Annotated in this window: 26 protein-coding genes; 15 read left to right on the top strand and 11 right to left on the bottom strand. The window is 70.0% G+C overall.

The annotated features are described in order from the left end of the window. Nucleotides 1-122 precede the first annotated feature (122 nt). The gene (locus tag ACFVY3_RS10370; RefSeq protein WP_290257319.1) at nt 123-863 is read left to right on the top strand and encodes a hypothetical protein; all 741 of its coding nucleotides are present in this window, start codon (nt 123-125) and stop codon (nt 861-863) included. Between the two features lie 28 nt (nt 864-891). Here ACFVY3_RS10370 and ACFVY3_RS10365 read toward each other — a convergent pair whose 3' ends face one another. Continuing rightward, a complete protein-coding gene (locus ACFVY3_RS10365) occupies nt 892-1290 on the bottom strand; it encodes a YchJ family protein (protein ID WP_400159643.1) in 399 nt (132 codons plus the stop codon). 203 nt (nt 1291-1493) lie between these two features. On the opposite strand from ACFVY3_RS10365, the gene ACFVY3_RS10360 reads away from it, so the two are divergent. The 3 genes from ACFVY3_RS10360 (at nt 1494) to ACFVY3_RS10350 (ending at nt 3538) form a co-directional block, all read left to right on the top strand. Continuing rightward, on the top strand, nt 1494-1874 hold the full coding sequence (locus ACFVY3_RS10360) for a hypothetical protein (protein ID WP_400159642.1): 381 nt from the start codon (nt 1494-1496) through the stop codon (nt 1872-1874). Nucleotides 1875-1914: 40 nt separating this feature from the next. Next, a complete protein-coding gene (locus ACFVY3_RS10355; protein WP_290257267.1) occupies nt 1915-2919 on the top strand; it encodes an aldo/keto reductase family protein in 1005 nt (334 codons plus the stop codon). Nucleotides 2920-3082: 163 nt separating this feature from the next. Beyond that, nucleotides 3083-3538 (top strand): DUF4282 domain-containing protein, encoded by a 456-nt coding sequence (locus ACFVY3_RS10350; RefSeq protein WP_400159641.1) that lies wholly within the window; start codon nt 3083-3085, stop codon nt 3536-3538. 45 nt (nt 3539-3583) lie between these two features. On the opposite strand, the gene ACFVY3_RS10345 is transcribed toward ACFVY3_RS10350, so the two are convergent. The 6 genes from ACFVY3_RS10345 to ACFVY3_RS10320 all read right to left on the bottom strand — a co-directional run bounded on the left by ACFVY3_RS10345 (nt 3584) and on the right by ACFVY3_RS10320 (nt 8790). Beyond that, complete coding sequence (locus ACFVY3_RS10345; RefSeq protein ID WP_290257265.1) at nt 3584-4465, bottom strand: cytochrome c oxidase assembly protein; 882 nt, start codon at nt 4463-4465, stop codon at nt 3584-3586. A gap of 51 nt (nt 4466-4516) precedes the next feature. After that, nucleotides 4517-5236, bottom strand: coding sequence for an SGNH/GDSL hydrolase family protein (locus tag ACFVY3_RS10340; RefSeq protein ID WP_290257264.1), 720 nt, complete (start codon nt 5234-5236; stop codon nt 4517-4519). A 122-nt stretch (nt 5237-5358) separates the two neighbouring features. Next, nucleotides 5359-6972 (bottom strand): DUF4389 domain-containing protein, encoded by a 1614-nt coding sequence (locus ACFVY3_RS10335; RefSeq protein WP_400159640.1) that lies wholly within the window; start codon nt 6970-6972, stop codon nt 5359-5361. Beyond that, the gene (locus tag ACFVY3_RS10330; RefSeq protein WP_290257262.1) at nt 6969-7409 is read right to left on the bottom strand and encodes a flavodoxin domain-containing protein; all 441 of its coding nucleotides are present in this window, start codon (nt 7407-7409) and stop codon (nt 6969-6971) included. The genes ACFVY3_RS10335 and ACFVY3_RS10330 overlap by 4 nt, the downstream gene beginning before the upstream one ends. After that, nucleotides 7406-8461, bottom strand: a complete 1056-nt coding sequence (locus tag ACFVY3_RS10325) for a zinc-dependent alcohol dehydrogenase family protein (RefSeq protein ID WP_400159639.1) — start codon at nt 8459-8461, stop codon at nt 7406-7408. Before ACFVY3_RS10325 ends, ACFVY3_RS10330 begins: the two co-directional genes overlap by 4 nt. Further along, a complete protein-coding gene (locus ACFVY3_RS10320; RefSeq protein ID WP_290257260.1) occupies nt 8458-8790 on the bottom strand; it encodes a hypothetical protein in 333 nt (110 codons plus the stop codon). Before ACFVY3_RS10320 ends, ACFVY3_RS10325 begins: the two co-directional genes overlap by 4 nt. A 408-nt stretch (nt 8791-9198) precedes the next feature. On the opposite strand from ACFVY3_RS10320, the gene ACFVY3_RS10315 reads away from it, so the two are divergent. After that, a complete protein-coding gene (locus tag ACFVY3_RS10315) occupies nt 9199-10722 on the top strand; it encodes an amidohydrolase (protein ID WP_400159638.1) in 1524 nt (507 codons plus the stop codon). Here the strand turns inward: ACFVY3_RS10315 and ACFVY3_RS10310 are convergent. Next, on the bottom strand, nt 10706-11227 hold the full coding sequence (locus ACFVY3_RS10310) for a hypothetical protein (RefSeq protein WP_400159637.1): 522 nt from the start codon (nt 11225-11227) through the stop codon (nt 10706-10708). The two genes, ACFVY3_RS10315 and ACFVY3_RS10310, sit on opposite strands and share 17 nt — an antisense overlap. Nucleotides 11228-11576: 349 nt before the next feature. Between ACFVY3_RS10310 and ACFVY3_RS10305 the strand changes: the two genes are divergently transcribed. The 9 genes from ACFVY3_RS10305 to ACFVY3_RS10265 all read left to right on the top strand — a co-directional run bounded on the left by ACFVY3_RS10305 (nt 11577) and on the right by ACFVY3_RS10265 (nt 22205). Beyond that, a complete protein-coding gene (locus tag ACFVY3_RS10305) occupies nt 11577-13085 on the top strand; it encodes an HNH endonuclease (RefSeq protein WP_400159636.1) in 1509 nt (502 codons plus the stop codon). Nucleotides 13086-13482: 397 nt separating this feature from the next. Then, entirely contained in the window at nt 13483-14100 is a 618-nt protein-coding gene (locus ACFVY3_RS10300) for a uracil-DNA glycosylase (RefSeq protein WP_400159635.1), read from the top strand. Between the two features lie 114 nt (nt 14101-14214). Next, nucleotides 14215-14958, top strand: coding sequence for an SDR family oxidoreductase (locus ACFVY3_RS10295; RefSeq protein ID WP_400159634.1), 744 nt, complete (start codon nt 14215-14217; stop codon nt 14956-14958). A 27-nt stretch (nt 14959-14985) separates the two neighbouring features. Next, nucleotides 14986-15948, top strand: coding sequence for an L-lactate dehydrogenase (locus tag ACFVY3_RS10290; protein WP_400159633.1), 963 nt, complete (start codon nt 14986-14988; stop codon nt 15946-15948). A gap of 74 nt (nt 15949-16022) precedes the next feature. Then, complete coding sequence (locus ACFVY3_RS10285; RefSeq protein WP_400159632.1) at nt 16023-16730, top strand: FadR/GntR family transcriptional regulator; 708 nt, start codon at nt 16023-16025, stop codon at nt 16728-16730. Nucleotides 16731-16778: 48 nt separating this feature from the next. Continuing rightward, nucleotides 16779-17822 (top strand): asparaginase, encoded by a 1044-nt coding sequence (locus ACFVY3_RS10280; RefSeq protein ID WP_400159631.1) that lies wholly within the window; start codon nt 16779-16781, stop codon nt 17820-17822. A gap of 8 nt (nt 17823-17830) precedes the next feature. Further along, nucleotides 17831-19243, top strand: coding sequence for an aspartate ammonia-lyase (locus ACFVY3_RS10275; protein ID WP_290257251.1), 1413 nt, complete (start codon nt 17831-17833; stop codon nt 19241-19243). Between the two features lie 28 nt (nt 19244-19271). Next, on the top strand, nt 19272-20825 hold the full coding sequence (locus ACFVY3_RS10270; RefSeq protein WP_400159630.1) for an amino acid permease: 1554 nt from the start codon (nt 19272-19274) through the stop codon (nt 20823-20825). A gap of 66 nt (nt 20826-20891) precedes the next feature. Next, entirely contained in the window at nt 20892-22205 is a 1314-nt protein-coding gene (locus ACFVY3_RS10265) for an ATP-binding protein (RefSeq protein ID WP_400159629.1), read from the top strand. Here ACFVY3_RS10265 and ACFVY3_RS10260 read toward each other — a convergent pair. Together ACFVY3_RS10260 and gluQRS are read right to left on the bottom strand one after the other, a co-directional pair. Beyond that, nucleotides 22202-22747, bottom strand: coding sequence for an HD domain-containing protein (locus ACFVY3_RS10260; RefSeq protein WP_290257248.1), 546 nt, complete (start codon nt 22745-22747; stop codon nt 22202-22204). The two genes, ACFVY3_RS10265 and ACFVY3_RS10260, sit on opposite strands and share 4 nt — an antisense overlap. Nucleotides 22748-22756: 9 nt before the next feature. Beyond that, nucleotides 22757-23647 (bottom strand): tRNA glutamyl-Q(34) synthetase GluQRS, encoded by an 891-nt coding sequence (gluQRS, locus tag ACFVY3_RS10255; RefSeq protein WP_400159628.1) that lies wholly within the window; start codon nt 23645-23647, stop codon nt 22757-22759. Nucleotides 23648-23974: 327 nt separating this feature from the next. Between gluQRS and ACFVY3_RS10250 the strand changes: the two genes are divergently transcribed. Further along, the gene (locus ACFVY3_RS10250; protein ID WP_400159627.1) at nt 23975-24433 is read left to right on the top strand and encodes an Lrp/AsnC family transcriptional regulator; all 459 of its coding nucleotides are present in this window, start codon (nt 23975-23977) and stop codon (nt 24431-24433) included. Between the two features lie 24 nt (nt 24434-24457). Here ACFVY3_RS10250 and ACFVY3_RS10245 read toward each other — a convergent pair whose 3' ends face one another. Further along, a complete protein-coding gene (locus tag ACFVY3_RS10245) occupies nt 24458-24958 on the bottom strand; it encodes a DUF456 domain-containing protein (protein WP_400159626.1) in 501 nt (166 codons plus the stop codon).

Here is a 24958-nt window from a genome sequence, read left to right as displayed (position 1 = left end):
ACGCCGGCCACCACGCCGAGCACCGCGCGGAGACTCCCGCCGCGGCCGCAGCCGAGACGCGCGCCGAGAACCGTGAACTCCGGGCGGAAGACAGGGCTGGCCACTCCACCGAGACCCGCGCCATGCCCGCCGCCGCCGGCGCCGCAACGGGTGCCGCCGCCGCAACGGCCGCCCGGGACCACCACGACAACCGGCCCATCCACGGCTCGCGCGACCCCCGCCAGGACGGCCTGGACCGCCCCGACCGACTGGACCGGGAGACCGTCGTCGAGGAGGTCCCCACCCGCGAAACGGTCGTGGCCCGTGAAAAGGAACAGTTCGGCGGCATCAAGGTCGGCTCCGCCTTCTTCGGCTGGCTCGCCGCCACCGGCATGGCCGTGATCCTGACCGCACTGGTGGCCGCCGCCGGTACCGCCGTCGGCCTCGCCACCAACACCAACGTGAACGATGCCGTGAACCAGGCCTCCGGCAACCAGACCGTGGGCCTCGCCGGCATCATCACCCTTCTGGTGATCCTGTTCCTGTCGTACTACTGCGGCGGCTACGTGGCCGGCCGGATGGCGCGGTTCAACGGCGCGCGGCAGGGCCTCATGGTGTGGATCTGGGCGCTGATCGCCGCCGTCGTCGTCGCCATCCTCGCCATGACCGCCGGCCAGAAGTTCGACGTCCTGGCCAACCTGAACAGCTTCCCGCGCATCCCGGTCAACGAGGGCGACCTCACCACCACCAGCGTGATCGCCGCCGTCGTGGTGGCCGTCGTGGCCCTGGTCGGCGCCATGCTGGGCGGCCTCGCGGGCATGCGCTTCCACCGCAAGGTGGACCGCGCGGGCTTCACCCCGGTGGAAACGGTCGTGGAGCGCTAGCTCCAGCCCTCTTCGGGGAACGGCACCGCTAGCGGCCTTCGACGCCGTCGAGGTAGTACCAGCGCCGGTCCAGCCGGCGGAACCGGCTGGTCTCGCGCTGGACGCCGCGCTCCCCGCCCACCCGGTAATGGGCCGCGAACTCGACCGTTCCCTCGCTGTCCAGGGGACCGCCGCGGTGGGTTGCGAGGATGTCCAGCCGCCGCCACTGGATCTCCGAATCCAGGTCCAGCTCCGCCGGCCGGGTCTCCGGGTGCCAGGTGCGGAGCAGGTAACCCGGATCCAGGACCACGAACGCGCTGTACCGGGACCGCATCAGCTGCTCGGCGGTCGGTGCCTCCGCTTCCCCGCGGTGGTACCGGCCGCAGCACTGTCCGTACTGCTCACCGGAGAGGCACGGGCACCGGCCCTCGAACCCTGACTGCTGCACGTGATTCCCTTTCCTCGCCCGATCCCTCGTGGTCCGGAGCTGACACCGACTATATGCCGCTGCCGCGCCACCGAGGGACCGAAGGTATCGGCTTGGACACATCCTGGGTCCGCCGACGTTTCCCGGCGCGTCGGCGGCCGATTCTCCGTAAGGTTAACGGTGGCCGGGAACGGCCCGCAGCAGGCTTGGAAGGGAGAGGCGACGTGGAAGACCCGACGACCACCGCCATGAATCTGACCTACGCCGGCACCCTCGTGATCGGCGTCGTCATGTTCGTCGGCGTCGCGGCGGCCTTCGTCATCACCCTCCTGCTCGCCGGCCTCGGCAGGCTCATCGCCACGCTGGGCATGGCCCTCTTCGGGCGCCGCGCCGGCGCACCCGCTTTTCAGAAACCTGCAACGAAAATCAGCCCGAAACTGAAGCCGGCCCGCAAGGAACCACAGATTTCCCCGGAATGGGCGGCCGCCGTCGAACGCGCCGATGCCCGGGCCCGAGCACGGGCCGAGGCGGCCGCGGCACCCGAGGTCACCGTCTCCGTCCGCGAGCTCCCCGCCGCCGGCCACCCGGAGCGCAAGGCCAGCTGAGCCCTTACCGGGCCCGGGTATCTGGGCTACGTTGGGACCCATGGAATTCAGATACCTCGGCCACAGCGGCTTCAAGATCTCGGAAATCACCTTCGGCAACTGGCTCACCCACGGCTCGCAGGTGGAAAACGACGTCGCCACCCAGTGCGTGCGGGCGGCGCTCGACGCCGGAATCAGCACCTTCGACACGGCCGACGTCTACGCCAACACGGCCGCCGAGACCGTCCTCGGCGAGGCGCTCAAGGGCGAGCGGCGCGAATCCCTGGAAATCTTCACCAAGGTCTTCGGCCCCACCGGCCCCAAGGGCCACAACGATCTGGGGCTGTCCCGCAAGCACATCATGGAGTCCATTAACGGCTCCCTGTCCCGGCTGCAGACCGACTACGTCGACCTCTACCAGGCCCACCGGTACGACTTCGAGACCCCGCTGGAAGAGACCATGCAGGCCTTCGCCGACATCGTCCGGCAGGGCAAGGCGCTGTACATCGGCGTGAGCGAATGGACCGCGCAGCAGATCCGCGACGGCCACGCCCTAGCCAAGGAGCTCGGCTTCCAGCTGATCTCCAACCAGCCGCAGTACTCTATGCTCTGGCGCGTCATCGAGGCAGAGGTGGTCCCCACGTCCGAGGAGCTCGGCCTGTCCCAGATCGTCTGGTCCCCCATGGCCCAGGGCGTGCTCAGCGGCAAGTACCACCCGGGCAAGCCCGCGCCGGAGGGCAGCCGCGCCACCGATTCCAAGGGTGGCGCGCGGATGATCGAGCGCTGGATGTCCGACGAGGTGCTCACCGGGGTGCAGCAACTCAAGCCCATCGCCGACGAGGCCGGGCTGACCATGGCGCAGCTGAGCATCGCCTGGGTGCTGCAGAACAAGAACGTCGCCTCCGCCATCATGGGCGCTTCCCGCCCCGAACAGATCGAGAAGAACGTCGCTGCGGCCGGCGTGAAGCTGGACCAGGGCATCATGGACAAGATCGATGCGGCCATCGGTTCGCTGGCCGAGCGCGATCCGGCGCAGACCAAGTCCCCGGCGTCGCGCGAGGCCTGACGGGGGCTGTTCACCCCGCTCGGGGGGTGGCGCGGCGGGGCCGGCACGACCCGGGGCTGGCGCGCCGGGCCGCCTTGCCGTGGCGGGAGCGTGTTTCGGTTAGGCTCTGCACAACCGACACGATCCCGCCCCGCAGGCGGCGGGCCACTCCTTGGGGGAGCCAATGAAAAACCTCTTCGATTTTTCCTTCACCCGGTTCGTCGCGCCGTCGATCGCCAGGATCGTCTACATCCTGATCATGATCGCCCTCGGCGTGATGTACCTCTTCTTCGTCATCTCGGCCTTCGCCAGCCGGAACCCCTTCCTCGGGGTGCTGGTGCTGTTGGTGATCGGCCCGCTGATCGTGATCATCTACCTGGCCCTGGCCCGGATCGGGCTCGAGTCCCTGGTGGCCGGCATCCGGACCGCGGAGAACACCGCGGAACTGATCCGGCTGCAGGGCGGCACCCCTCCGGGCGCCCACATGGGCCCGCAGCAGCACGGCCCGGTGGGTCCGCAGTCCTGGGAGACCCACGGCGGCCAGTACCCGGCACCGCAGCAACCCCAGCAGTACCCGGCACCGCAGCAGCCCCAGCAGTACCCGGGCTCCGGGCAGCCTCCCGCCCCGCCGGCACAGTAACCCGGCGGACGCGGCCCGGCGCGGCAGCCGCGCGGCAGTACAGGCCTAGCGGCCCCGGCGCAGGTGTTCGGCGTTGAGGGCTTCCAGTTCGCTGTCCGTCAGGTCGTCGAAGCTCCGCGCCTCGCGCTTGTCCGTGCGGGAGAACCGCATGAACATCAGGATGATCAGTGGCAGGTCCACGGCCTCGCAGATGAACCAGAGCGCGTCCCCGGCCAGTTGCTGGTCCCGGAGCGCGTCGGGGAACCAGCCGGGGCCGGCCTGCCGCGCCGTCATCAGGTCCAGAACCTGGCCGTTCAGCCGGAGCAGGATGCCGGGGACGGCGTCCACCAGCAACTCGATGAAGACGAAGACGAACTCCAGCGTGATGAAGGCACTGGAGCGGTGGAAGTCGGCCTCCTCGATGATGGGCAGCGCCATCAGCAGGCCCAACAGCGGGATGACCACGGTCAGCAGGGCCTCCGCCAGCGGGTTGGCCCGCAGCACATAGAACGCCGGGGTCAGGAACGTCGAGAAGAGCGCCAGGCCCAGCAGCGGGGCCACCAGGGAATTGCTGACGAAGCGGACCAGGCGGTGGCCCAGCACGAAGTCCAGGCGTCCGGCGCCGCGCTCCGACAAGGCGGCGCGAGCCAGTCCGATGGGTTTTCCGAGGCCGATCAGGAGTGGGACGACGAAGAGCAGCAGCGTGATCTTGACCGTAAACGCCCACCGCAGCCCGGCGCTGTAGACGCCCGTGAATCCGCAGGTCAGCAGCAGGAATGAGCCGAGGCCCAGGAGATAGAAGGCGATCGTGCGCCAGAGCGGCCAGCTGCCTCCCTTTGCCGCCGCGGCCCGAAGTCCCAGGCCGTAGAGGGTGCCGGCGATCAGCGCGAGGACCAGCGCGGTCCAGTCGACCTGCCAAGCGGAAATAACGACGTCGAGAGGTGGCACGCGCCCACCCTACGGGCGTTTCCTAGGAATTCCCCGGGATCGGCGGCGGCGCTATTCGGCCGGGCGGCCCGGCTGCGGGTTCTGTTCCGGCGCGGCGTGCTCGATCACGGCGGCGATGTGCTGGAGCAGGTATTCCTGTCCGGCCACGGTGGGGTGGTCGCCGTCGGGCCCGATCAGGTCCTCGACGTCGTCGCTGATCCAGCCCTCGGCGATGGGGTCCACGAACTCGGCGCCGGCACCCTGCGCGGCGCTCCTGAGCTGGGCCCGGATATCGAGAAGGCCGGGGTCGGGGTCCGTGGTGTACGACGGCGGCCCCACCACGATCAGCTTGGCCGAAGGCGCCACGACCTCCGCGTGGGCCAGCGCCGTCGAGGCCGCCTCGCCGACGTCGTCGGGGGCGTAGCCAAGATCGTTCTCTGAACCAAAGAACACCACGACGCCGGTGTCCGGGGTGACGAACTGGTCCACCTGGCTCCCGAAGGTGCCGTCGGCATCGCCTGGGCGGACGTAGCCGCTGCCGTTTTCCGCGGCATTGATCACCTGGAACCCGGACAGGGCGGGATCCGTTCGGATCAGGGCCGGCCAAGCGTGATCGGGGGACGTGCCGTGGCCGGTGCTGAGCGAATCGCCGACCACCACCACGCGCACCGCGGGTGCCGCTGTGACCGCCGGCTGCGAGGAACTGGCGAGGGCCGCCGCTACCAGGCAGGCCGCAATACCAACGGCGACGTGCCGTCCGTGACCACCGCGCGAAAAGAAGGTGACTGCCATGATCGCCTCCTGCCTGGAACCTGCCGTGTCCGCCCCCGCAGGGACGCTGGATACAGCAACGTTGCCGACTGTTGCCAGTGTAGCCGCGCCCGCTGTGGACGCCACCCCCTGGGCAAACGGGTTCAGGAAGCCGGCGGCGGGACCGGACCGGGCGACGGCGGGACCGGACCGGGCGACGGCGGGACCGGGGCGGGCGACGGCGGGACCGGGGCGGGTGGGACTGGTCCGGGCGGGATCGGCGCCGGCCAGGTCGGGCCGGGTGCCGGCGCCGGCTGCGCGTCGCCGGGGTCGGCGGGGCCGAGGTCCAGGTGGAACGGCGGATACTCGTCCCTGAGCAGGGCCACGTAGGCGATGACCCGGTAGACCCACCGGTTGAGCCCCATCAGCAGGTCAAAGAGGCCCGGCCAGTATCGGCCGGTGAACAGGAGCACCACCCCCGCGATGAGCACCAGCAGCCCGATCAGGGAGATCCCAGCGTTCTCCTGCACCCATTCGGTGCCGTCCCAGTAGCGCTCCCGGCCGCCCCAGCCGCGCACGGTGCCGGTCAGGATCCCCACGATCAGCAGATGCGGAATCGCCAGCAGCCAGGACTTCACCAGCACCAGGCCGCGGGAGAGCCGCTCCGGGTAGTCGACGTCGAAGTCGGCGGGATAGTCGGTCCGGGCCAGGGTGAAGGGCGGGTACCGGTCCGTGCCCAGCGCCGAGTAGGCATAGAACGCCACCCGCCAGTTCCAGCGGATCACGCCCACGTTGAAGGCAAACAGCGAGCGCGGATACCGGCCGGTGAACAGGATGGCGAACCCGGCCACGATCGTGGTGACCACCAGCGCGAACCACAGGAAGAACAGCACGACGTAGTGCGGGATGGCCAGGAACCACTTCACCAGCCACAGCCACCGCGACAGCTGCGGGTCCAGGTGGCCGCTGAGCCGGGCAGGATAAATGCGCGACGGCGGCGCGTAACCATAGGGTGGCGGCGGCACGGGATACCCGGGCGGCGGCGGACCCCCGCCCGAACCGACCCCGCCCGGGCCGGGGCCGCCCGGCCCTGCGGCCCCCAGCCCCGCCGCGCCCAAAACAATCAGCAGCACCCCGACCCCCAGCAGCACCACTCCGGCGATCAGCAGGCCGATGAAGATCGGCAGCAGGAGCTCCGAACGGACCCCGCCGCTCAGGTCCACGGCCACCGGGCTCGCCGCGTCGGCGTTCATGATGACGACGGCCCAGTTGCCCGGCCGGATGTCCCAGCGCAGGTCCTGGCTGCCCGTCCCGGAGACGGAGGCGGCCCAGAAGGTCTGCTCCGCCGGCCGCCCGGGGGCCTTCGTTCCGGCGACGGTGCGGTAGTCGGCCTGGAAGGGCGAGAACCGGACGTCGGCGAGCTCGGCGTGCGGGACGCCGGCGAGGTAGCCCGCGACGTCGGCCTGGCGGGCGATTCCGATGAACACCGGCCGGGACGGATCCGCGGCCGAACCGCGCAGCAGGATGCTGCCCGGCGTCGCCTCCGTCCCGGGAAGTGTCCCGTCGGGGCGCATGCCGCCGTCGTCCAGGATGTTGATCCGGGGAAGCGTCAGCGCGTAGCCGTCCGCCGCGAACCGTTCCGTGGGGGTGGTGAAGTAGCCGCCGTCGCGCTGCTGGTAGTTGGCCCAGCCGGTCGCGGCGGCACCGGCGAGCAGGCCCAGGCCCAGCAGCGCGGCAAGCGAGCCGAGGACCAGCAGGACTACCCGCCCGGGCTTCATGGCCTTTCCGCCGCCTCCAGTAGCGACTGGCCCCAACGGGTCGCCTTTTCGATCTCTCCGGGCCGCAGCGGGCCCTCACTGCCGCGGACGTAGAACGGCATGGGTTCGGAGATGATGTCCGCCCCATGGTCCTTCAATGACTGGGCCATTTTCTTGGCCGCATCCCCGTGGATGAACATCCTCACGCGGGTGTCGAACGCGGCTGCCTTTACGCCGGCCAGGTCGCCGTCGCCCAGGCCGGAGAGCAGCTCGGTGACCTTGGGCGTGGGGCGCCAGCCGTTGATCGGACTGCCCAGGACCAGCAGGTCTCCGGCCAGGAGGTCGGAGGGCCGGAAGTCGGTGACCGGGATGGGGTCCGCGTGGAAGACCTCGGCCACGGCTTCGGCCACCGACTTGGTGTTGCCGTAGGCGGAGTCGTAGACGACGTGGGCCCTCATCCGCTGATCACCACCTTCAGCGCCTTGGTGTCGGCCGCCCGGGCGAAGGTGTCGTAGGCGTCCAGGAACTGGTCGAAGCGGAACCGGTGGGTGGCGAACTTGGCCGCGGGGATCTTGTGCCGGGCCACCAGCTTCAGCAGCATGGGCGTCGTGTTGGCGTTCACCAGGCCCATGCTGATGTTGATGTTCTGGATCCAGAGGTTCTCAACGTGCAGTTCCACGGGTTTGCCGTGCACGCCCACGTTGGCCACCGTGCCGCCGGGACGGACGATGTCCGTGCACATGCCGAAGGTCGCCGGGACGCCAACAGCCTCGATTGCCACGTCCACGCCCAGCCCGTCGGTGCGGGCCAGGACCTGGTCCTTCCAGTCGACGTCGCTGGAGAGGACGGCGTCGGTGGCCCCGAATTCCCGGGCCTTCTCCAGCCGGTTCGCGTCCAGGTCGACGGCGATGATGGTGGCCGCCCCGTAGAGCCCGGCCGTGGCGATCGCCGCGAGGCCCACCGGCCCGGTCCCGATCACCGCAACGGTGTCCCCCGGCTTGACCCGGCCGTACTGCACGCCGATCTCGAAGCCCGTGGGCAGGATGTCGGAGAGCATCACGGCTTCCTCGTCGCTGACGCCCTCCGGCAGCAGGTGCAGCGAGTTCTCCGCGTAGGGAACCCGGACGAACTCGGCCTGGGTTCCGTCGATCAGATGCCCGAACACCCAGCCAGTCCCGGACTTCCCCTCGTCCCCCAGGCAGTGCGAGTACAGGCCGGTCCTGCAATTGGCGCAATGCCCGCAGGACTTGATGCAGGAGATGATCACCCGGTCCCCCACCTTGAGGCTGGTCACCGAGGACCCCACCTCGGTGATGGTGCCGACGCCCTCGTGACCCAGGATCCGCCCCTCGGTCACGGCGGGCACGTCGCCCTTGAGGATGTGCAGGTCCGTGCCGCAGATGGTGGTGGTGTCCACCCGGACGATCGCGTCGCTCGGGTTGGTGATCACCGGATCCGGGACGTCGGTCCAGGATTTCTTGCCGGGGCCGCCATAGACGAGGGCTTTCATGCAGACTCCTTGACTCGAAGGACCACCGGCGGATCGACAATCCGCAGGCGGCAGGGCGTGACGGAGGCATCGATCCCCGAGGAGACGATCGACTGGCGGGCGTGCTCGCGGAGTTCGTCGAAGGCGGCCGCGGTAACCCGGGCATGGCCGAGGTCCACGACGATTTCGAAGCCCACGAACTTGGCGACCACCCGCCGGCAGACGACATAGAGCGCGCGGATGTTCGTCGTCGTCACGACGCCGCGCACGTCCACCCGGACCGTCTCGGACGCCGGGTCAGCGTGCAGCACCACCTTGATGCGCGGGTCCCCGTGGGACGGATGCGCCAAAAAGGACCTCGCGCGGCTGCTGTGATGAGCGTGTCCCAAGGGGCTCATGGCGCCTCAGCGCTCCCCGCGAAGCCCGGCGTCGCCGGTCCCCGCTGCCGCGTCTCCTGCTGCCGGTCATTCACCATGGCGGATCTCCTGCCTTTCCTGCCCAAGCTGGAAAGTGCAACTGCCATTTCCTCACCCCAGGGTCATAGCGAGACCGAAATTTCCTCGCAGGCGCTTCCCCAATTCCCCAAAATTGCCGTGCTGGATTCGCCTCATACCCAGAGTGAGGGTGCCGTTCTGCCCGGGCAAGGGGACAAAGGTCCCTTGGACTGCCGCCGCCGGCGGGTGCTGATACGGGTGTGCGTTGTGTGGCTGTTGCTACGTGGATTGCCGCCGTCCGGGGACCCCTTTAGCCTTGCTGCTATGCCTAAAACAGCCCCCGACGGCGGCGCGCCGGACCTTCTTCTCACCGGCGTCCACCAGCCGGACGATATGACGCCGTGTGACATCCTCCTGAGCGGCGGGCGGGTCGCGGCCATCGCCCCCGCGGGGTCCCACGCAATGGTTCCGCCCGGGACACGGCGGGTGGAGTTCGACGGCCGGTTCGTGATTCCCGGGCTGTGGGACGAGCACGTGCACATGAACCAGTGGGCGCTGACCTTGGGCAGGGTGGATCTCTCGGGGGCCGCGTCGGCGCGGGAGGCCGCCGCCGTCGTCGGGGCTCACGTTGGCGGCGTGCGCGACGGCGGCGTGCGCGACGGCGGCGCATCCTCCGGCGGCCGGACGCTGGTCGGCGTCGGCTTCCGGGACGCCGTCTGGGCCGACGCCCCCAGCTTGGAGCTGCTGGACGGGACGACCGGCTGTGTCCCCGTGGCGCTGATCAGCCACGACCTGCACTGCGTCTGGCTGAATTCCGCCGCGGCTGTGCGCTACGGGGTGAACCCGGGCCCAGACGGACTGCTGCGGGAGGAGCCGGCGTTCGCGCTGACCCGCGAGCTGGGCCGCCTACCGGATTCCGACGTCGACGCATTGGTCCGCTCCGCGGGTGCGGCGGCCGCGGCACGGGGCATCGTGGGGATCGTGGACCTCGAGATGGTGTGGAACCGGGATCCCTGGCTGCGCCGGATCGCCGACGGGTTCGACTCGTTCCGGGTGGAGGCGGGGGTATACCCGCAGGACCTGGACCGGGCCGTGGCGGAGGGGATGCGGACCGGCCAGCAGGTTCCGGGCGGCGCCGGCCTGCTCAGCGCCGGGCCGCTAAAGGTGCTGATCGACGGGTCCCTGAACACTCGCACTGCGTACTGCGTGGACCCCTATCCGCACGGCGGCCGCGGGTTGCTGACGGTGAGCGAGTCGGAGTTGCTGGAATTGCTGGTGCGGGCCCGTGATACCGGGTTCGTGCCCGCGGTTCACGCGATCGGCGACGGTGCCAACGAGGTCGCGCTGAACGCCTTCGCCGCCGCGGGCGTGAAGGGACGCATCGAACACGCCCAGTTCGTCCGGCGGCAGGACTTTGCGCGCTTCGGCGAGCTGGGGCTGACCGCCAGTGTCCAGCCGGCGCACGCGCTGGATGACCGCGACGCCGCCGACGCCAACTGGGCGGGTCGGACGGACCGGGCCTTCCCGCTGCGGTCCCTGCTCGACGCTGGGGCCACGCTGGCGCTCGGCTCGGACGCGCCCGTGGCCCCGCTGGAGCCGTGGACAACGATGTCCGCCGCGACCACCCGGGCACGCGGCGACGGGCGGGAGCCGTGGCATCCGGAGCAGGCGCTGACGCGGCGGGAGGCACTGGCGGCTTCAGCCCGCGGGCGCTGCCGCATCCGCGTCGGCGACCCGGCCGACGTCGTCGTCCTGGAGGGCGATCCGCTCACCGTGGACGACGCCGCATTCGCCGCGATGCCGGTGGCCGCGACGCTGGTGGCGGGCCGGTTCAGCTTCGGCGGCTAGGCGCCTGGACCAGGTTCGCGAACGGCAGCCGGCCAAACTCCTCGACGAAGGCCGCCTGGTAGGAGGCCAGGGCCGGGGATAACTCGTCGACCGGGAGTTCGCGCCAGGCGATGATGAGCCGGTCCGCGGACGCCAGCTGCCAGATGAGCCGGCCGTCCCAGTGACCGGGCGGCCGGCCCCGGCCGAAGTCGACGAATTCCTGGATTTGCCGGCGGAGCCCCCGGTTGCTCTTGCTGCCAGGGCCGGCCTTGCCCAGGTAGAGGATATCGGCGCCCTCGACCCACTCGGCCTTCAGTGTTTCCTGCGGGAGGCCGGGGTTCTTTTTCTTGAAGACTCCAGCGGTGCTCTTGGCGAGGAACTGTGGTTCGACTGGCTCCTGGCCGCCCGCGGGTAGTAGAACGGCGAAAATCCCGGGCTTCTGCGGGATGCGGTTGATCTCAAGCTCGCCCAGGGGCCGAAATCCGGTGAAGCCGTCACGCTTCAGTGACGCTCTGTTCAGGGGCATGGATTCCTCGGGGAGTGCTTGGATACGGCAAGTTCCAGTATGAACGGTGGGAGTGCTGCGGGTGCAGTCGGGGTTGAGGCTGACGGCTGACGGCGCCACGGGCCGTGCATGCTCTCCCGGAGCACCGGCCGGGACCCCCGTTCCGTACAGATGACGAGAGGCGCTGGGGCGGTTGGTCTTCGGGCCCCGCGGCCAGCGGGCGCCTGAACGGACGACGGCGATACGCGCGCCCGTCCTGCGCCTCGGACCGGAAGTGCTCCACCGGCGGCATTCGCGTAGTTCCCTTCGCCGCTAGGGATCTCTCCGCGTTCTGCCTTTAAATGTCAGACCCTTCCGATTGAATGGGTTCATGGAAGGCAGTCGGAAGCTTTTCGAGAATGTGGTCGCCGCGGACCTGGTGGGAGATGCGGCGGCGATCATCGATGAGCTCCGTGCGCTGGAGGACCGGAAGTCGGCGATCTCAGCCCGGCAGGCGAGGTTGGCCGTGGCGCTGGACCTGGTCCGGCGGCGGGAACAAGCCGCGCTTGGCTTGCCCGCTGATCAGCTCGGCGCCGGGGTGGGGGCGGAGGTCGCGTTGGCGCGGCGGGAATCCCCGGCCAAAGGCTCACGGTTGCTGGGTTTGGCCCGGGCGCTGGTGACCGAGATGCCTCACACCCTGGCCGCCCTCGAAAAAGGTCAGTTGAACGAATGGCGCGCCACGCTCCTGGTCCGGGAAACCGCCTGCCTGGACGGCGCCGACCGGGCCGCCGTGGACGGGGAACTCGCCGCCGACACCGGCACCTTCGACGGCGCCGGCGACCGGGCCATCATCTCCGCCGCCAAAGCCGCCGCCTACCGGCACGACCCGCGCTCCGTCACCCAACGCGCAGCTCACGCCGAAACCGAACGGACGGTCAGTCTCCGCCCGGCCCCGGACACCATGTGCTACCTCACCGCTCTGCTCCCCGTCGCCGCCGGAGTCGCCGCCTACGCGGCCCTGACCCGGCACGCTGACACCGCCCGCGCCACCGGAGACCCCAGGTCCCGCGGACAACTCATGGCCGACGCCCTCGTTGAGCGGGTCACCGGGGCACCCGGCGGGATCACCGGCATCGAGATCCAGCTCGTCATGACCGACCGGACCCTCCTCGCCGGCGACAGTGAACCAGCCAGGCTCGCCGGCTACGGCATTGTGCCGGCCGGATGGGCCAGGGAACTCGTGGCCGGCAAAGGCGACAATCCAGAGTTCACGACCTGGGTCCGGCGGCTCTACACCGCGCCCAGCACCGGCGAACTCATCGGCTTGGACTCCCGGGCCCGGCTCTTCCCCGCCGGGCTGCGCCGGTTCATCGAAACCCGCGACGACACCTGCCGCACGCCGTATTGCGACGCACCCATCCGGCACCTCGACCACATCGTTCCCTGGCGCCGGGGCGGAGAAACAACCGCAGCCAACGGCGCCGGACTTTGCGAAGCCTGCAACCACACCAAAGAAACCCCCGGCTGGACCGCCCAGCCCGTAGATAGGACAGAATCGGTCACCCGTGCTGGACCGAGAAACCGGACCGCGACCTTAACCAGGGCCCTACCGGCCGCCGAACCCGGAGCGAACCAGGGAGGCAAGCCCGGCGGCAAATTCCAAGTTGGCCTCCACACCCTGGAACTCACCACCCCCACCGGTCACACCTACACCTCAACTGCGCCACCTCTTCCCGGCAGTGCAACGGGAAAAGGAGCGTGGGGCAGATCAGGACAGGGAACGGAGGCCGCGTCGGATCACGCCCATGATTCCCGGTCTCTGGGAGAGCCGGAGTTGAGGGCGGAGCGACATCGAATGAGAGCACGACGGCTCGGGCGGAAGAAAAAGGTGCCGGCTTGAGCCGCAACGAGCCTGGCGCAGGCAGCCTGGCGGGCTCGGCCAGAGTCGGGCGGGCGGCGGAACCTGGTGCGGGTGCCCGGCGGAGTCGATCGCGCGGTGCCTGACCGGACACCGGCAGCCGCGTGAGGTACCCCGGCCCGGGGAAAGCACCCCTCAAACGCAGAACCTGCAGGTACCTTCGCGATCTCGCTATGAGCTGGCCCGGGAATCGAAATGCCCTGAACGGCCCGTGAAAATCAGATGGTTACCTGCAGGCACTTAAAGCGTACGCCGCCGTCGAACCCGGGGCCAAGGGGTCCGTGGACTCTTGCCCGGCCCCGGGAAATGGCTCCCAGCCTAGCGGCGTAGAGTGGACAGAGACGCCTGATTCTGGACGCCAAGTGCTGAGGGAGAAATCGTGACGATTGACTGGGACGAGAAGAAGACCCTGCTGCAGGAACCGAACATCGCCGCCGTCACCCAACTCTGTGATGAGCTCAGGGAGAAGAAGCCGGGCTCGGTGGTCCCCTATATCGACCCCGTCCATGACGAGGATGAATGCCGGATCGTCAGCCTCCATATCTCGCCTGGCAAGGGCTGCGAATCGGGTTTCCTCTCCCACTTCAACGACGATGAGGCCGCCCAGCGCGCCACGTCCATCTACGAGGCCGTGGAACTCGACCCCCGCTACGTCATGCCCTGGAACGCCTACCCCTGGGTCCGCGACCCCGGCCTTCCCACGGCGCTCAACGTCCAGGAAAAGACCGATGGCCTCCGCCCGTTCCGCCAGTTCATGAAGGTCAACAAGCGCGCCTCCGCCGTCATTGCCCACGGCGCCGACGCCCACTCCTTCCTCACCCTCTTCGAGAAGACGTACCACTCCTCGCTGAAGAACCGCGGCATCAAGATCTACAAGGCCACCGCCCTCGGCGGCCGCGCCTTCGCCGTCTCTCCGGCCAAGCAGGAGGAACTGCTCGCCAAGAACGTCGCGGTCTACAAGGACGCGATGCAGCGGGCGGGCATCCAGCACCTCTGATCCCCCGGGCACAACGGCCCTCCCCCGTCCCGCCCCCGGCGGGCATGCTGGGAGGGCCGGCCGCGCGGCCGGTCCACAGTGGCGGCCGGACGGCGCCGGAAGGGCGGGTGCGGGATGGGACGGTTGGACGGCAAGGTGGCCCTGATCAGCGGTGGCGCCCGCGGCATCGGCGCGGCCATGGCCCGGCGCTTCCTCGAGGAGGGCGCCAGCGCCGTCGTCGGGGATGTCCTTGACGACGACGGCGCCGCGCTGGCGGCCGGGCTCGGCGAGCGGCTGCGGTACGTCCACCTCGACGTGACCCGGCCCGAAGACTGGGACGCCGCCGTAAACCAGGCCGTCACCGCCTTCGGCGGCCTCAGCATCCTGGTCAACAATGCCGGCATCGTAAACTTCGGCCGCATCGACGAATACCCGCACGAGCAGTGGGCCCGCATCATCGACGTCAACCTCACCGGCGTCTTCAACGGCATCAAGGCCGCCGCCCCCGCCCTCGCCCGCTCCGGCCGCTCCTCGATCATTAACGTCTCCTCGATAGCGGGCATCCGCGGCTACGAGAACCTTCCCGGCTACACCGCCGCCAAGTTCGGCGTCCGCGGCCTGACCAAGGCCGCGGCCCTGGACCTCGGCCGCGACGGCACCCGGGTCAACTCGATCCATCCAGGCGTGGTCCGGACCCCCATGACCGACGGCATGACCTTCGACACCGGGCACGTCGCCCTGCACCGGATCGGCGAGCCCGTGGAGGTGGCGGACCTGGCCGTCTATTTGGCCGGCGACGAGTCCTCCTACGTCACCGGCGCCGAGTTCGTCATCGACGGCGGCGAGACCGCCGGCACCGTCGTCACCCCGGCCGGCTGACCGCCCATGGCAACGCCCCCGGCAGCCATGTCCGGCACAGCGCGCTCCGGCACCAAACTCGCCGTCGTCGGCGCCGGCAGCGTCGGCACCTCGCTGGCCTATGCCGCCCTGATCCGGGGCTCGGCCAGCCACGTCGCGCTTTACGACGTCAACGCCGCGAAGGCCGAGGCGGAGGTCCAGGACCTGGCCCACGGCACCCAGTTTTCGGCCGCGGCCGTCACGGTCGACGGCGGCGGGGACATCGCCGCGGTGGCCGGCGCCGACGTCGTGGTCATCACCGCCGGGGCGAAGCAGTCGCCGGGCCAGACCCGGCTGGACCTCGCCGGAACCAACGTCCGGATCCTCGAGCGGCTCATGCCCCGGCTCATTGACCACGCCCCGGACGCCGTCTACGTCCTGGTGACCAATCCCTGCGACGTGCTCACGGTCGCGGCCCGGAAGATCACGGGCCTGCCGTCGTCGCGCATTTTCTCCTCCGGCACCGTGCTGGACACCTCCCGGCTGCGGTGGCTGCTGGGGCACCGGGCGGGCGTCTCCGTCAGCAGCGTCCACGCCAGCATGGTGGGCGAACACGGGGACACCGAGTTCCCGGTCTGGTCCGGCGCCACAATCGGGCCGGTTCCCATCCGGGAGTGGACGGTCGACGGCGCCCGCGTCTTCACCGACGCTTCCCTCGCCGACACCGCCCGGGAGGTCACGCAGGCGGCCTACAAGGTGATCGCCGGGAAGGGCGCCACGAACTACGCGATCGGGCTTTCCGGCGCCCGGATCGTCGAGGCCCTGCTCCGCTCCGAGAACGCGGTCCTGCCCGTCTCCACGGTGCTGGACGGCCAGCACGGCATCACCGGCGTCGCACTGTCCCTGCCCAGCGTCGTGGGCCGAGGCGGCGTGCGGACGGTGCTGGAGACGCCCATGGACGACGGCGAGATCGCCTCGCTGCACCACAGCGCCGAGACGCTGCGGCAGAGCCTGGCTTCCCTGGGGATCTAGGGTCCCGCCGCAGATCCCTCGTCATCCGGCCCCGCGTATTGACAGCCCGATGTGACCCCTGCCATATTTGAAGTGTGAACCTGTCAGACAGCCGGACAGCTGGACAGCCTCTCGCCCGCCTTAGCGCCGCCGAAGCCGTCTTCAACGTCCTCCGCTCGGATATCGAATCCGGGAAGCTCCCCGTCGGCGCGAAACTCAACTCCGAGGCCACCCTCGCCCAGCAGTACGGCGTCAGCCGTTCCGTGGTCCGGGAAGCCCTGCGCTCCTGCACCGCCCTGGGCCTGACCGTGACCCGCACCGGGCGCGGCACCTTCGTGGTTGCGGACCGCGTGGCCACGGACCTGGTCCTCGGCCAGTACTCGGCCCTGGATCTGACCGAGGCCCGGCCCCACATCGAGGTCCCCGCCGCCGGCCTGGCCGCGGAACGGCGATCCGCCGAGGAGCTGGAAACCATGCGGGACATCGTCGCCGAGATGGCCGGCGAGGACGATCCCGAGGTATGGGTGGGGCTGGACTCGAACTTCCATGCCCTGATCGCCAAGGCCAGCCGGAACAAGGTCTTCGAGAACGTCGTCGCGGAGATCCGCGAGGCCCTTGCCTCCCAGTCGGAAACCCTGAACATGGTGGCCGACCGCCAGCACGCCTCCAACGACGAGCACCGTAAGATCCTCGCCGCCATCGAGGCCGGCGACGCCGCGACCGCCCGGGTGGCCATGAGCCAGCACCTGAACGCCGTCGGCGAGGCCCTCGCCTCCATCCTGCACCCCACCAGCGCCGTCTAACCGGCCACCTTCGGGCACCACCCACGCCCACCCGATCCAAAGGACACCATGACTTTGCCTTCCCCCGCCCTCGCCCCGGACCGCCTGGACCCGGCCGGCCTGCCTCAGCACGCCGCCCTGGCGGCCCAGACCCGCGACGGGCTGGTGGAAAGCATCCACTACGGCTCGGCGGCGGCCACCGCGGCCGACGGTTCCTTGTTGCTCTCCGCCGGCGACCCGCGGGCCCCGTTCTACCCCCGCTCGGCCCTGAAGCCGCTGCAGGCGGTGGCCATGGTCCGCGCCGGCCTCGAACTCCCGGCCGACCTCCTGGCCCTCGCCGCGGCCAGCCACTCCGGCGGCCCCGAGCACCGCGACGGCGCGCTGCGCATCCTGGAACTGCACGGCCTCGGCCCGGACGCGCTGGAAAACAGTACCGACCTGCCCTACGGCGTCCGCGAGCGAGAGGAATGGCTCCGCGCCGGCGGCACCGCCACCCAGCTGGCCCAGAACTGCTCCGGTAAGCACGCCGCGATGGCCGCCACCTGCGTTATCAACGGCTGGCCCGTGGCCGGCTACCTCGACCCCGCCCACCCGCTGCAGCAGCAGGTGGCCCGGACCGTGGTGGAACTGACCGGCGAGGAACCGGAACGGACCTCCACCGACGGCTGCGGCACCCCGCTGTTCGCCCTGACTCTCGGCGGCATGGCCCGCGCCTTCGGTCGGATCGCCGCCGGGACCGGCACCGCTGAAAGCGACACAGCCGAGGCCGCCGTGGCCGTCGCGATGCGCCGCCACCCGGAGATGGTGGCCGGCCGGGACCGGGACGTCACCGCCCTGATGCGCCTGGTCCCCGGCCTGGTGGCCAAGGACGGCTTCGAGGGCGTCCAGCTCGCTGGCCTTCCGGACGGCCGCGGCGTCGCCGTGAAGATCTCCGACGGCGGGGACCGCGCCCGCATGCCCGTCACCGTCCGGATCCTGACGGCCTTCGGCGTCGACGCGGAGACCCTGTCCGGCCTCGCCACGGCACCCGTCCTGGGCGGCGGCCACCCCGTGGGGCTGCTCCAGGCCACCGACTTCCTCTCCTCCATCACCCCCAGCACCGACGCACGCTAAGGAACGCCATGACCACCCCCGCCACCGCAGACTTCCGCTCGGAACACGACCTCCTGGGCGACCGGGACGTCCCCGCCGACGCCTACTGGGGCGTCCACACCCTCCGCGCCGTCGAGAACTTTCCCATCACGGGCCAGCCGCTGTCCTCGAACATGTACCTGGTCCGGGGACTCGCCGCCGTGAAACTGGCCGCCGCCCGCGCCAACCACGAGCTGGGCCTGCTGGACGCCCGCCGCGCGGACGCCATCGAGGAGGCCTGCACCGACGTCATGAGCGGCAAGCTCAGCGAGCAGTTCGTCGTCGACGTCATCCAGGGCGGCGCCGGAACGTCGTCGAACATGAACGCCAACGAGGTGATCGCCAACCGGGCGCTGGAAATCCTGGGCTACCCCAAGGGCGACTACGGGCAGCTTCACCCCAACGACCACGTCAACCTCAGCCAGTCCACCAATGACGTGTACCCCACCGCGGTGAAGCTCGGCACCATCTTCGCCGCCCGGGAACTGCTCGAGGCCCTCACCGAACTCGAGGACGCGTTCGCCGCGAAGGCCATGGAGTTCCGCACCGTCGTCAAGATGGGCCGCACCCAGCTCCAGGACGCCGTCCCGATGACCCTGGGCCAGGAGTTCGGCACCTACGCCGTCACCATCGGCGAGGACCGGCTCCGGCTGGCCGAGGCGGACCTGCTGATCCACGAGATCAACCTCGGCGCCACCGCGATCGGCACCGGGCTGAACGCCCCGGCCGGCTACGCCGAGGCCGCCTGCCGGCACCTCGCCCGGATCACCGGCCTGCCGCTGGTCACCGCCGTCGACCTGATCGAGGCCACCCAGGACGTGGGCGCGTTCGTGCACCTCTCCGGCGTGCTCAAGCGGGTGGCCGTGAAGCTGTCCAAGATCTGCAACGACCTCCGCCTGCTCTCCTCCGGCCCCCGCGCCGGCCTGGGCGAGATCAACCTGCCCGCCGTGCAGTCCGGCTCCTCGATCATGCCCGGCAAGATCAACCCGGTCATCCCCGAGGTGGTCAGCCAGGTCGCCTACGAGGTGATCGGCAACGACGTCACCATCACCATGGCCGCCGAAGCGGGTCAGCTGCAGCTGAACGCCTTCGAACCGATCATCGTCCACAGCCTCCACAAGAGCATCTCGCACCTGGAAGCCGCCTGCCGCACCCTCACGGCACGCTGCGTCCGGGGCATCACCGCCAACACCGAACGGCTCCGCCTCACCGTGGAGCAGTCAATCGGCCTGGTCACCGCACTGAACCCGCACCTGGGCTACGCGACCGCCACGGCCATCGCCCAGGAAGCCCTCGCCACCGGCAAGGGAGTCGCGGAACTGGTCCTCGAACACGGGCTGCTCACCGCCGAGCAGCTCGCCGACCTCCTCAGCCCGCAGCGCCTGGCCAACCTGAGCAAATAGCGTCCCCCGAATCCCCATAAGGACCCCCATGTCATCTCCCGGAACAGCACGCTCCCCCCAGCCCACGGTCACGGACCACACCATCCCGCTGCACGCCCACGCCACCGAGGCGGCCCTGCATGCCGAGGACCAGGGCTACCACAAGAGCCTCAAACCCCGTCAGGTCCAGATGATCGCGATCGGCGGCGCGATCGGCACCGGCCTGTTCATGGGCGCCGGCGGCCGACTCGCCGCGGCCGGACCCGCCCTGATCATCAGCTACGCCGTCTGCGGCTTCTTCGCCTTCATGATCCTGCGCGCCCTCGGCGAACTGGTCATGCACCGGCCCTCCTCGGGATCCTTCGTCTCCTACGCCCGCGAATTCTTCGGAGAGAAGGCCGCCTTCGTCACCGGCTGGCTGTACTGGCTGAACTGGGCGATGACCGCGATCGTGGACATCACCGCCGTCGCGCTCTACATGAACTTCTTCAAGAAGTACTGGGCGCCGATCGCCGACGTGCCGCAGTGGACCTGGGCCCTGGCGGCTCTGATCCTGGTCCTGGGCCTGAACCTGATCAGCGTCAAGGTCTTCGGTGAGATGGAGTTCTGGTTCGCACTGATCAAGGTGGTGGCCCTGGTCTCCTTCCTGCTGGTCGGGATCTACTTCGTCATCTTCGGCACCCCGGTCCCCGGCCACGAGGTGGGCTTCACCCTGATCGCGGACAACGGCGGATTCTTCCCGAACGGGCTGCTGCCCGCCGTCGTGGTGATGCAGGGCGTCGTCTTCGCCTATGCCTCCATCGAGCTGATCGGCACCGCCGCCGGTGAAACCGAGAACCCGGAGAAGATCATGCCCCGGGCCATCAACACGGTGATCGTGCGGATCGCGGTATTCTACGTCGGCTCGCTGATCCTGCTCTCCCTGCTGCTGCCCTTCAACGCCTACAAGGCCGGCGAGAGCCCCTTCGTGACCTTCTTCGGCTCCATCGGCGTCGACGGCGTGGACGCCATCATGAACCTGGTGGTCCTCACCGCCGCACTGTCCTCCCTCAACGCCGGCCTGTACTCCACCGGCCGGATCATGCGCTCCATGTCCGTCTCCGGCTCGGCCCCGAAGTTCGCCGCCCGGATGAACAAGGCAGGCGTGCCCTACGGCGGCATCGCCCTGACCGCCGGCGTGGCCGTCCTCGGCGTCATCCTCAACGCCGTGGTCCCGGCCGAGGCCTTCGAGATCGTCCTGAACGTCGCGTCGCTGGGCATCATCAGCACCTGGGGCATGATCGTGCTCTGCCAGATGCAGCTGGCGAAACTCGCAGCCCGCGGCGAACTCCTCCGCCCCTCCTTCCGGATGCCCGGCGCGCCCGTCACCGGCTGGATCACCCTGGCGTTCCTGCTGGCCGTCCTGGTCCTGATGGCTTTCGACTCGCCCGTGGGCACGTGGACCATCGCCTCCCTGGTGGTCATCATCCCGCTCCTGATGCTCGGCTGGCGCCTCTGCAAGCACCGCATCCTGGAGATCGCCGCGGTGCGTGACGGCTTCACCGGCCCCGCCCCGCTGGTGGCGAACCGGCCGGGTCCGGGGGCCGGCGGCGGGAGCGTCTAGGCCGGATCGCCTAAGCTCGGACCAGGCATTCCTTCGGGCTCAACGACGATCCACCGGGAGAGACACATGACCAGCTGGCGCATCCGGGACTTCCACTCCGCGGACCTGGACGGGATCCTGCACCTGTGGGAGACCCTGAAGGCCTCGAACGTCGAGCCGGTCTACGCCCTCTCCGAGGTCCTCGCATCCTGCGAAAAGGACCACGCGGTGGTGGCGGTGCAGGGCGAGCAGGTGGTGGGCGCCGCCGTCGGCCGCGCCGCCCACGACCAGGGCTGGATCGTCTTCCTGGCCACCCTGCCCGAGTACCGCGGCCGCGGCATCGGCACCTCGCTGCTGGCCGCGGTGGAAAACCGGATGGCCCCGCACGGGCTGAACAAGCTCTCCGCGCTCATGCCGGAGTCCGAGACCCGGGTGGAGGCGTTCCTGGGCCGCGGGTTCGTGCTGAAGAAGAACCTCCGGTACTTCGAGCGCCGGATCCCGGTCCAGCGCCAGGAGCTGGAGCCGCTGAGCCAGCTGGGCGGCCGGATCCTGGCGCGGGACCTCTGGGAGAACGTCGCCGGGATGCGCAACGAGAAGGAGCTGCTGGAGCGGCGGCTGGTGCTGCCGCTGGCGGAAGCCGAGCTGGCCGACGAGTTCGGCGTGGTCCCGCCGCGGGCCGTCGTCCTCTTCGGCCCGCCCGGCACCGGCAAGACCACCTTCGCCAAGGCGATCGCGTCCCGGCTGGAGTGGCCCTTCGTGGAGGTCTTCCCGTCCCGGCTGGCCGCGGACCCGCTGGGCCTGGCCGGGGCGCTGCGGGAGACGTTCCTGGAGATCGCGGAGCTGGAACACGCTGTTGTCTTCATCGACGAGGTGGAAGAAATCGCCTCCCAGCGCGCGGGGGATCCGCCGTCGCCGCTGCAGGGCGTGACCAACGAGCTGCTGAAGATCATCCCGGCCTTCCGCGAGCAGCCGGGCCGCCTGCTGGTCTGTGCCACCAACTTCATCCGCGCCCTGGATTCGGCGTTCCTGCGCCACGGCCGGTTCGACTACGTGATCCCCATCGGCCTCCCGGACCGGCAGGCCCGCGAGGCGATGTGGCAGCGCTTCATTCCCGCCGCGGTGGTGGACGACGTCGACATCGAGCTGCTGGTGGAGCGCACGGAGGGCTTCTCCCCCGCGGACATCGAATACGCCGCCCGGAGCGCCTCGCAGCGCGCCCTGGAGAACGCGGTCTATGGGGAGCGCGACGGCGGAGCGCCCGGTTCCGGCGCTGGAAGCGCCGTGCGCCGGGGCCCCGCCACCCAGGACTATCTCGACGCGATCGCGGACACCCGGACCACCGTCAGCGCCGAGGTGCAGCAGGAGTTCCTGGAGGATATCGACCTGCTGGGCCGGGTCTAGGCGTCCCCTTCGAGTTCCGCCAGCAGCCAGGGATTGATCCGCGCCAGGATCTTGCGGGTCTCCTCAACGGGAACGGCGGCGTAGAGGACGGGACGCGCCTCGGCGTACCGGGTCACCGGCGGCTTGTCCGGCCACTTCTCGGCCAGGGCCTGCACCCGTTCCGGCAGCGAGTTGTGGGCGTTGTCCGCGATCTTGACCAGCGTGGCGTCGTGGTGTTCCGCGATCGCGCGGATGCCTGACTGGTAGTCGTCCGGGTTGTCCTGCAGCCGCTTCGTGACCCGCTCGATGATGTCCACGGCCCGCTCGGAGACGCCCATCTCCAGCAGCGCCTGCCGGGTGATCGGGGTGTCCTCCGCGATGTCATGCAGGTAGCCGGCGATCTGGATGTCCTCGTCGAAGTCGGCCAGCGCGTCGCCGACCGCCAGCACATGCTCGCGGTAGGGCCGTTTCAGTTTGTCCTTTTGCCGGTTGTGGGCCACTTCGGCGAGGACCCTGGCCGTCTCGACGGTGAAGCGCGGGGCGGAAGGCTCTGTTTCGGGCATGGGTTCAGCCTACGCGTCCGTCATCCCGGTCCATACCCAGGGCTCCCGCGGCAGCGCGGCCGGGTCGAAGGCCGCCAGGGCATTCCCGAGCGGGCCGGGCGGCAGCCCGAGCGAGGCCAGGAGCAGGTCCCGGACCCGGTCCGCGGTCACGCCGGCGGCGGCGAGGTCCGACAAGGTGACGGCGCCGTCGCGCTTGGCCAGCCGGGCGCCGTCGGCGTTCAGCACCAGCGCCACATGCGCATATTCCGGCACGGGAATATTCAGCAGACCTGCAAGGTAAGCCTGGCGCGGGGTGGAGGGCAGCAGGTCATCTCCCCGGACCACCTGGTCGATGCCCTGTTCGCCGTCGTCCACCACGACGGCGAGGTTGTAGGCGGTGACCCCGTCGGCGCGGCGGAGCACGAAGTCGTCCACGACGCCGGTGAAACTCCCCAGCAACCGGTCCCGGATGGTGCCCTCGGTGACGGCGGCCCTCAGCCGGATCGCGGCGGGCCGGAGTGCGCGCCTGGCCTCACGTTCGGCCTCATCCAGGTTCCGGCAGGTCCCCGGGTAGGCGCCCTGCGGCGCGTGCGGGGCCGACGGCGCCTCCTGGATTTCGCGCCGGGTGCAGAAACACTCGTAGGTCAGGCCCGCAGCGGTCAGCCGGTCGATCGCGGCGGCGTAGAGCGGCTCCCGGTCGGTCTGGCGGACGACGGGGCCGTCCCAGGTCAGGCCGATCGCGGCCAGGTCGCTCAACTGCGCGTCCTCGGCGCCGGAGCGCGCCCGGTCCAGGTCCTCCACGCGCAGCAGGAACCGGCGGCCGGAGGAGCGGGCGAAGAGCCAGGCGAGGAGGGCGGTGCGGAGGTTGCCGGCGTGCAGCTCTCCCGAGGGGCTGGGGGCGAAGCGGCCGGCGGGATCCATGGGTCAAGCCTATGCCGGACAGCACAAGAGCCCCTCAGCCACCGATGACTTCGGGGAACCGACGTCGGGGGCTCAGGGGCTCTTGCCAGGGTGTGCGGAATGACCAGGGTGTGAACAAGAGTCAATCAGCGGCAGGCTCCTTGCGGGAGCCGGATCCAGAGGCCGGGAGGTGTGCCGGGAGATCTGCAGCCATTGGGTGCCGGCGGTGGCCGGCGTTCCTTTGTTGCCACCATTTGAGCAGAAGCCCTACAGTTGATGCAACGGACGCCGGTGGCATTGATCAGACTGACCAAGGCGGACCCAAACATCTAGCAGGGAGTGGTCAGATTGCAGCAGCTCGACGGAACGGACCGGCGGATCCTCCTGGCCCTCGACGAGGAACCCCGGATGCCAATCATGCTGCTGGCGCAGAAACTGGGCCTGGCCCGCGGGACCGTGCAGTCGCGGCTGGAGCGGATGACCGCCTCGGGCGCCCTGCGCGCCAACAGCAGCCGGGTCCTCCCCGCCGCCCTGGGCCGCGGCGTGGCGGCGGCGGTGAGCGCCGAACTGGACCAGAGCCACCTGAACGAGGCGATCGCCGCGCTGCGGAACATCCCCGAGGTCCTCGAATGCCACGCCCCCGCCGGGGACACCGACCTGCTGATCCGGGTGGTCGCCACCAGCCCGGACGACCTCTACCGGGTCTCCGAGGAGATCCGGCTCTGCCCCGGCATCGTCCGGACCTCCACCAGCATGTTCCTGCGCGAGGTCATCCCCTACCGGACCACCGGACTGCTCGCCGACTAGGACCCCGGACCTACCGCCGGGCCGCTAGGCGACCGCGGCCGTCCAGACGCCGATCACCCAGGTGCTGGCGGCCAGGCACGCGAGGCCGAACTCGGCCAGCATGCCCAGGCCCGTGGCCTTCAGGGCCGCCCAGCTGGACGCCGCGGCGGTTCGCCAGGCGCGGGTGCGGTGCAGTTCGCTCAACAGCAGGCCCGCGGCGAACCCGACGAAGAGTCCCACCACGGGGATCAGGAACATGCCCACGACGCCGAACACCAGCCCGGTAACCACCGAGCGGCCGGGGATGCTGTGCTGCTTGAGCTTCCGGCCCGTAAGCACCGCGCCGGCGGCCATGCAGGCCAGCACGAACACCCCGCCGACGGCCAGGACCACCCAGCCCGTGGTGCCCGCCCCGCCCCAGAGGGCCCAGGCGAGCAGGCTGAGGGCAATCAGGATGCTGCCCGGCAGGACCGGGATGACGATGCCCGCCACCCCGGTCAGGATGGCCAGGCCGCACAGGACGGTGACGAGCGTTTCGGCAAACAC

This window comes from Arthrobacter sp. BPSS-3 (genome assembly GCF_044628475.1).
In the GTDB taxonomy this organism is placed as follows: Bacteria; Actinomycetota; Actinomycetes; order Actinomycetales; family Micrococcaceae; genus Arthrobacter.
The sequence above is the reverse complement of the archived record's forward strand: the minus strand, read 5'-3'. Positions and strand labels throughout refer to the sequence as shown.

Excerpts from the sequence above, each read along its gene's own strand:
- ACFVY3_RS10370 (WP_290257319.1), top strand. The coding sequence starts at position 123 with ATGCCCGCCGCCGCCGGCGCCGCAACGGGTGCCGCCGCCGCAACGGCC.
- ACFVY3_RS10355 (WP_290257267.1), top strand. The coding sequence starts at position 1,915 with ATGGAATTCAGATACCTCGGCCACAGCGGCTTCAAGATCTCGGAAATC.
- ACFVY3_RS10350 (WP_400159641.1), top strand. The coding sequence starts at position 3,083 with ATGAAAAACCTCTTCGATTTTTCCTTCACCCGGTTCGTCGCGCCGTCG.
- ACFVY3_RS10340 (WP_290257264.1), bottom strand. The coding sequence starts at position 5,236 with ATGGCAGTCACCTTCTTTTCGCGCGGTGGTCACGGACGGCACGTCGCC.
- ACFVY3_RS10335 (WP_400159640.1), bottom strand. The coding sequence starts at position 6,972 with ATGAAGCCCGGGCGGGTAGTCCTGCTGGTCCTCGGCTCGCTTGCCGCG.
- ACFVY3_RS10330 (WP_290257262.1), bottom strand. The coding sequence starts at position 7,409 with ATGAGGGCCCACGTCGTCTACGACTCCGCCTACGGCAACACCAAGTCG.
- ACFVY3_RS10325 (WP_400159639.1), bottom strand. The coding sequence starts at position 8,461 with ATGAAAGCCCTCGTCTATGGCGGCCCCGGCAAGAAATCCTGGACCGAC.
- ACFVY3_RS10315 (WP_400159638.1), top strand. The coding sequence starts at position 9,199 with ATGCCTAAAACAGCCCCCGACGGCGGCGCGCCGGACCTTCTTCTCACC.
- ACFVY3_RS10310 (WP_400159637.1), bottom strand. The coding sequence starts at position 11,227 with ATGCCCCTGAACAGAGCGTCACTGAAGCGTGACGGCTTCACCGGATTT.
- ACFVY3_RS10305 (WP_400159636.1), top strand. The coding sequence starts at position 11,577 with ATGGAAGGCAGTCGGAAGCTTTTCGAGAATGTGGTCGCCGCGGACCTG.
- ACFVY3_RS10295 (WP_400159634.1), top strand. The coding sequence starts at position 14,215 with ATGGGACGGTTGGACGGCAAGGTGGCCCTGATCAGCGGTGGCGCCCGC.
- ACFVY3_RS10290 (WP_400159633.1), top strand. The coding sequence starts at position 14,986 with ATGTCCGGCACAGCGCGCTCCGGCACCAAACTCGCCGTCGTCGGCGCC.
- ACFVY3_RS10280 (WP_400159631.1), top strand. The coding sequence starts at position 16,779 with ATGACTTTGCCTTCCCCCGCCCTCGCCCCGGACCGCCTGGACCCGGCC.
- ACFVY3_RS10275 (WP_290257251.1), top strand. The coding sequence starts at position 17,831 with ATGACCACCCCCGCCACCGCAGACTTCCGCTCGGAACACGACCTCCTG.
- ACFVY3_RS10270 (WP_400159630.1), top strand. The coding sequence starts at position 19,272 with ATGTCATCTCCCGGAACAGCACGCTCCCCCCAGCCCACGGTCACGGAC.
- ACFVY3_RS10265 (WP_400159629.1), top strand. The coding sequence starts at position 20,892 with ATGACCAGCTGGCGCATCCGGGACTTCCACTCCGCGGACCTGGACGGG.
- ACFVY3_RS10260 (WP_290257248.1), bottom strand. The coding sequence starts at position 22,747 with ATGCCCGAAACAGAGCCTTCCGCCCCGCGCTTCACCGTCGAGACGGCC.
- gluQRS (WP_400159628.1), bottom strand. The coding sequence starts at position 23,647 with ATGGATCCCGCCGGCCGCTTCGCCCCCAGCCCCTCGGGAGAGCTGCAC.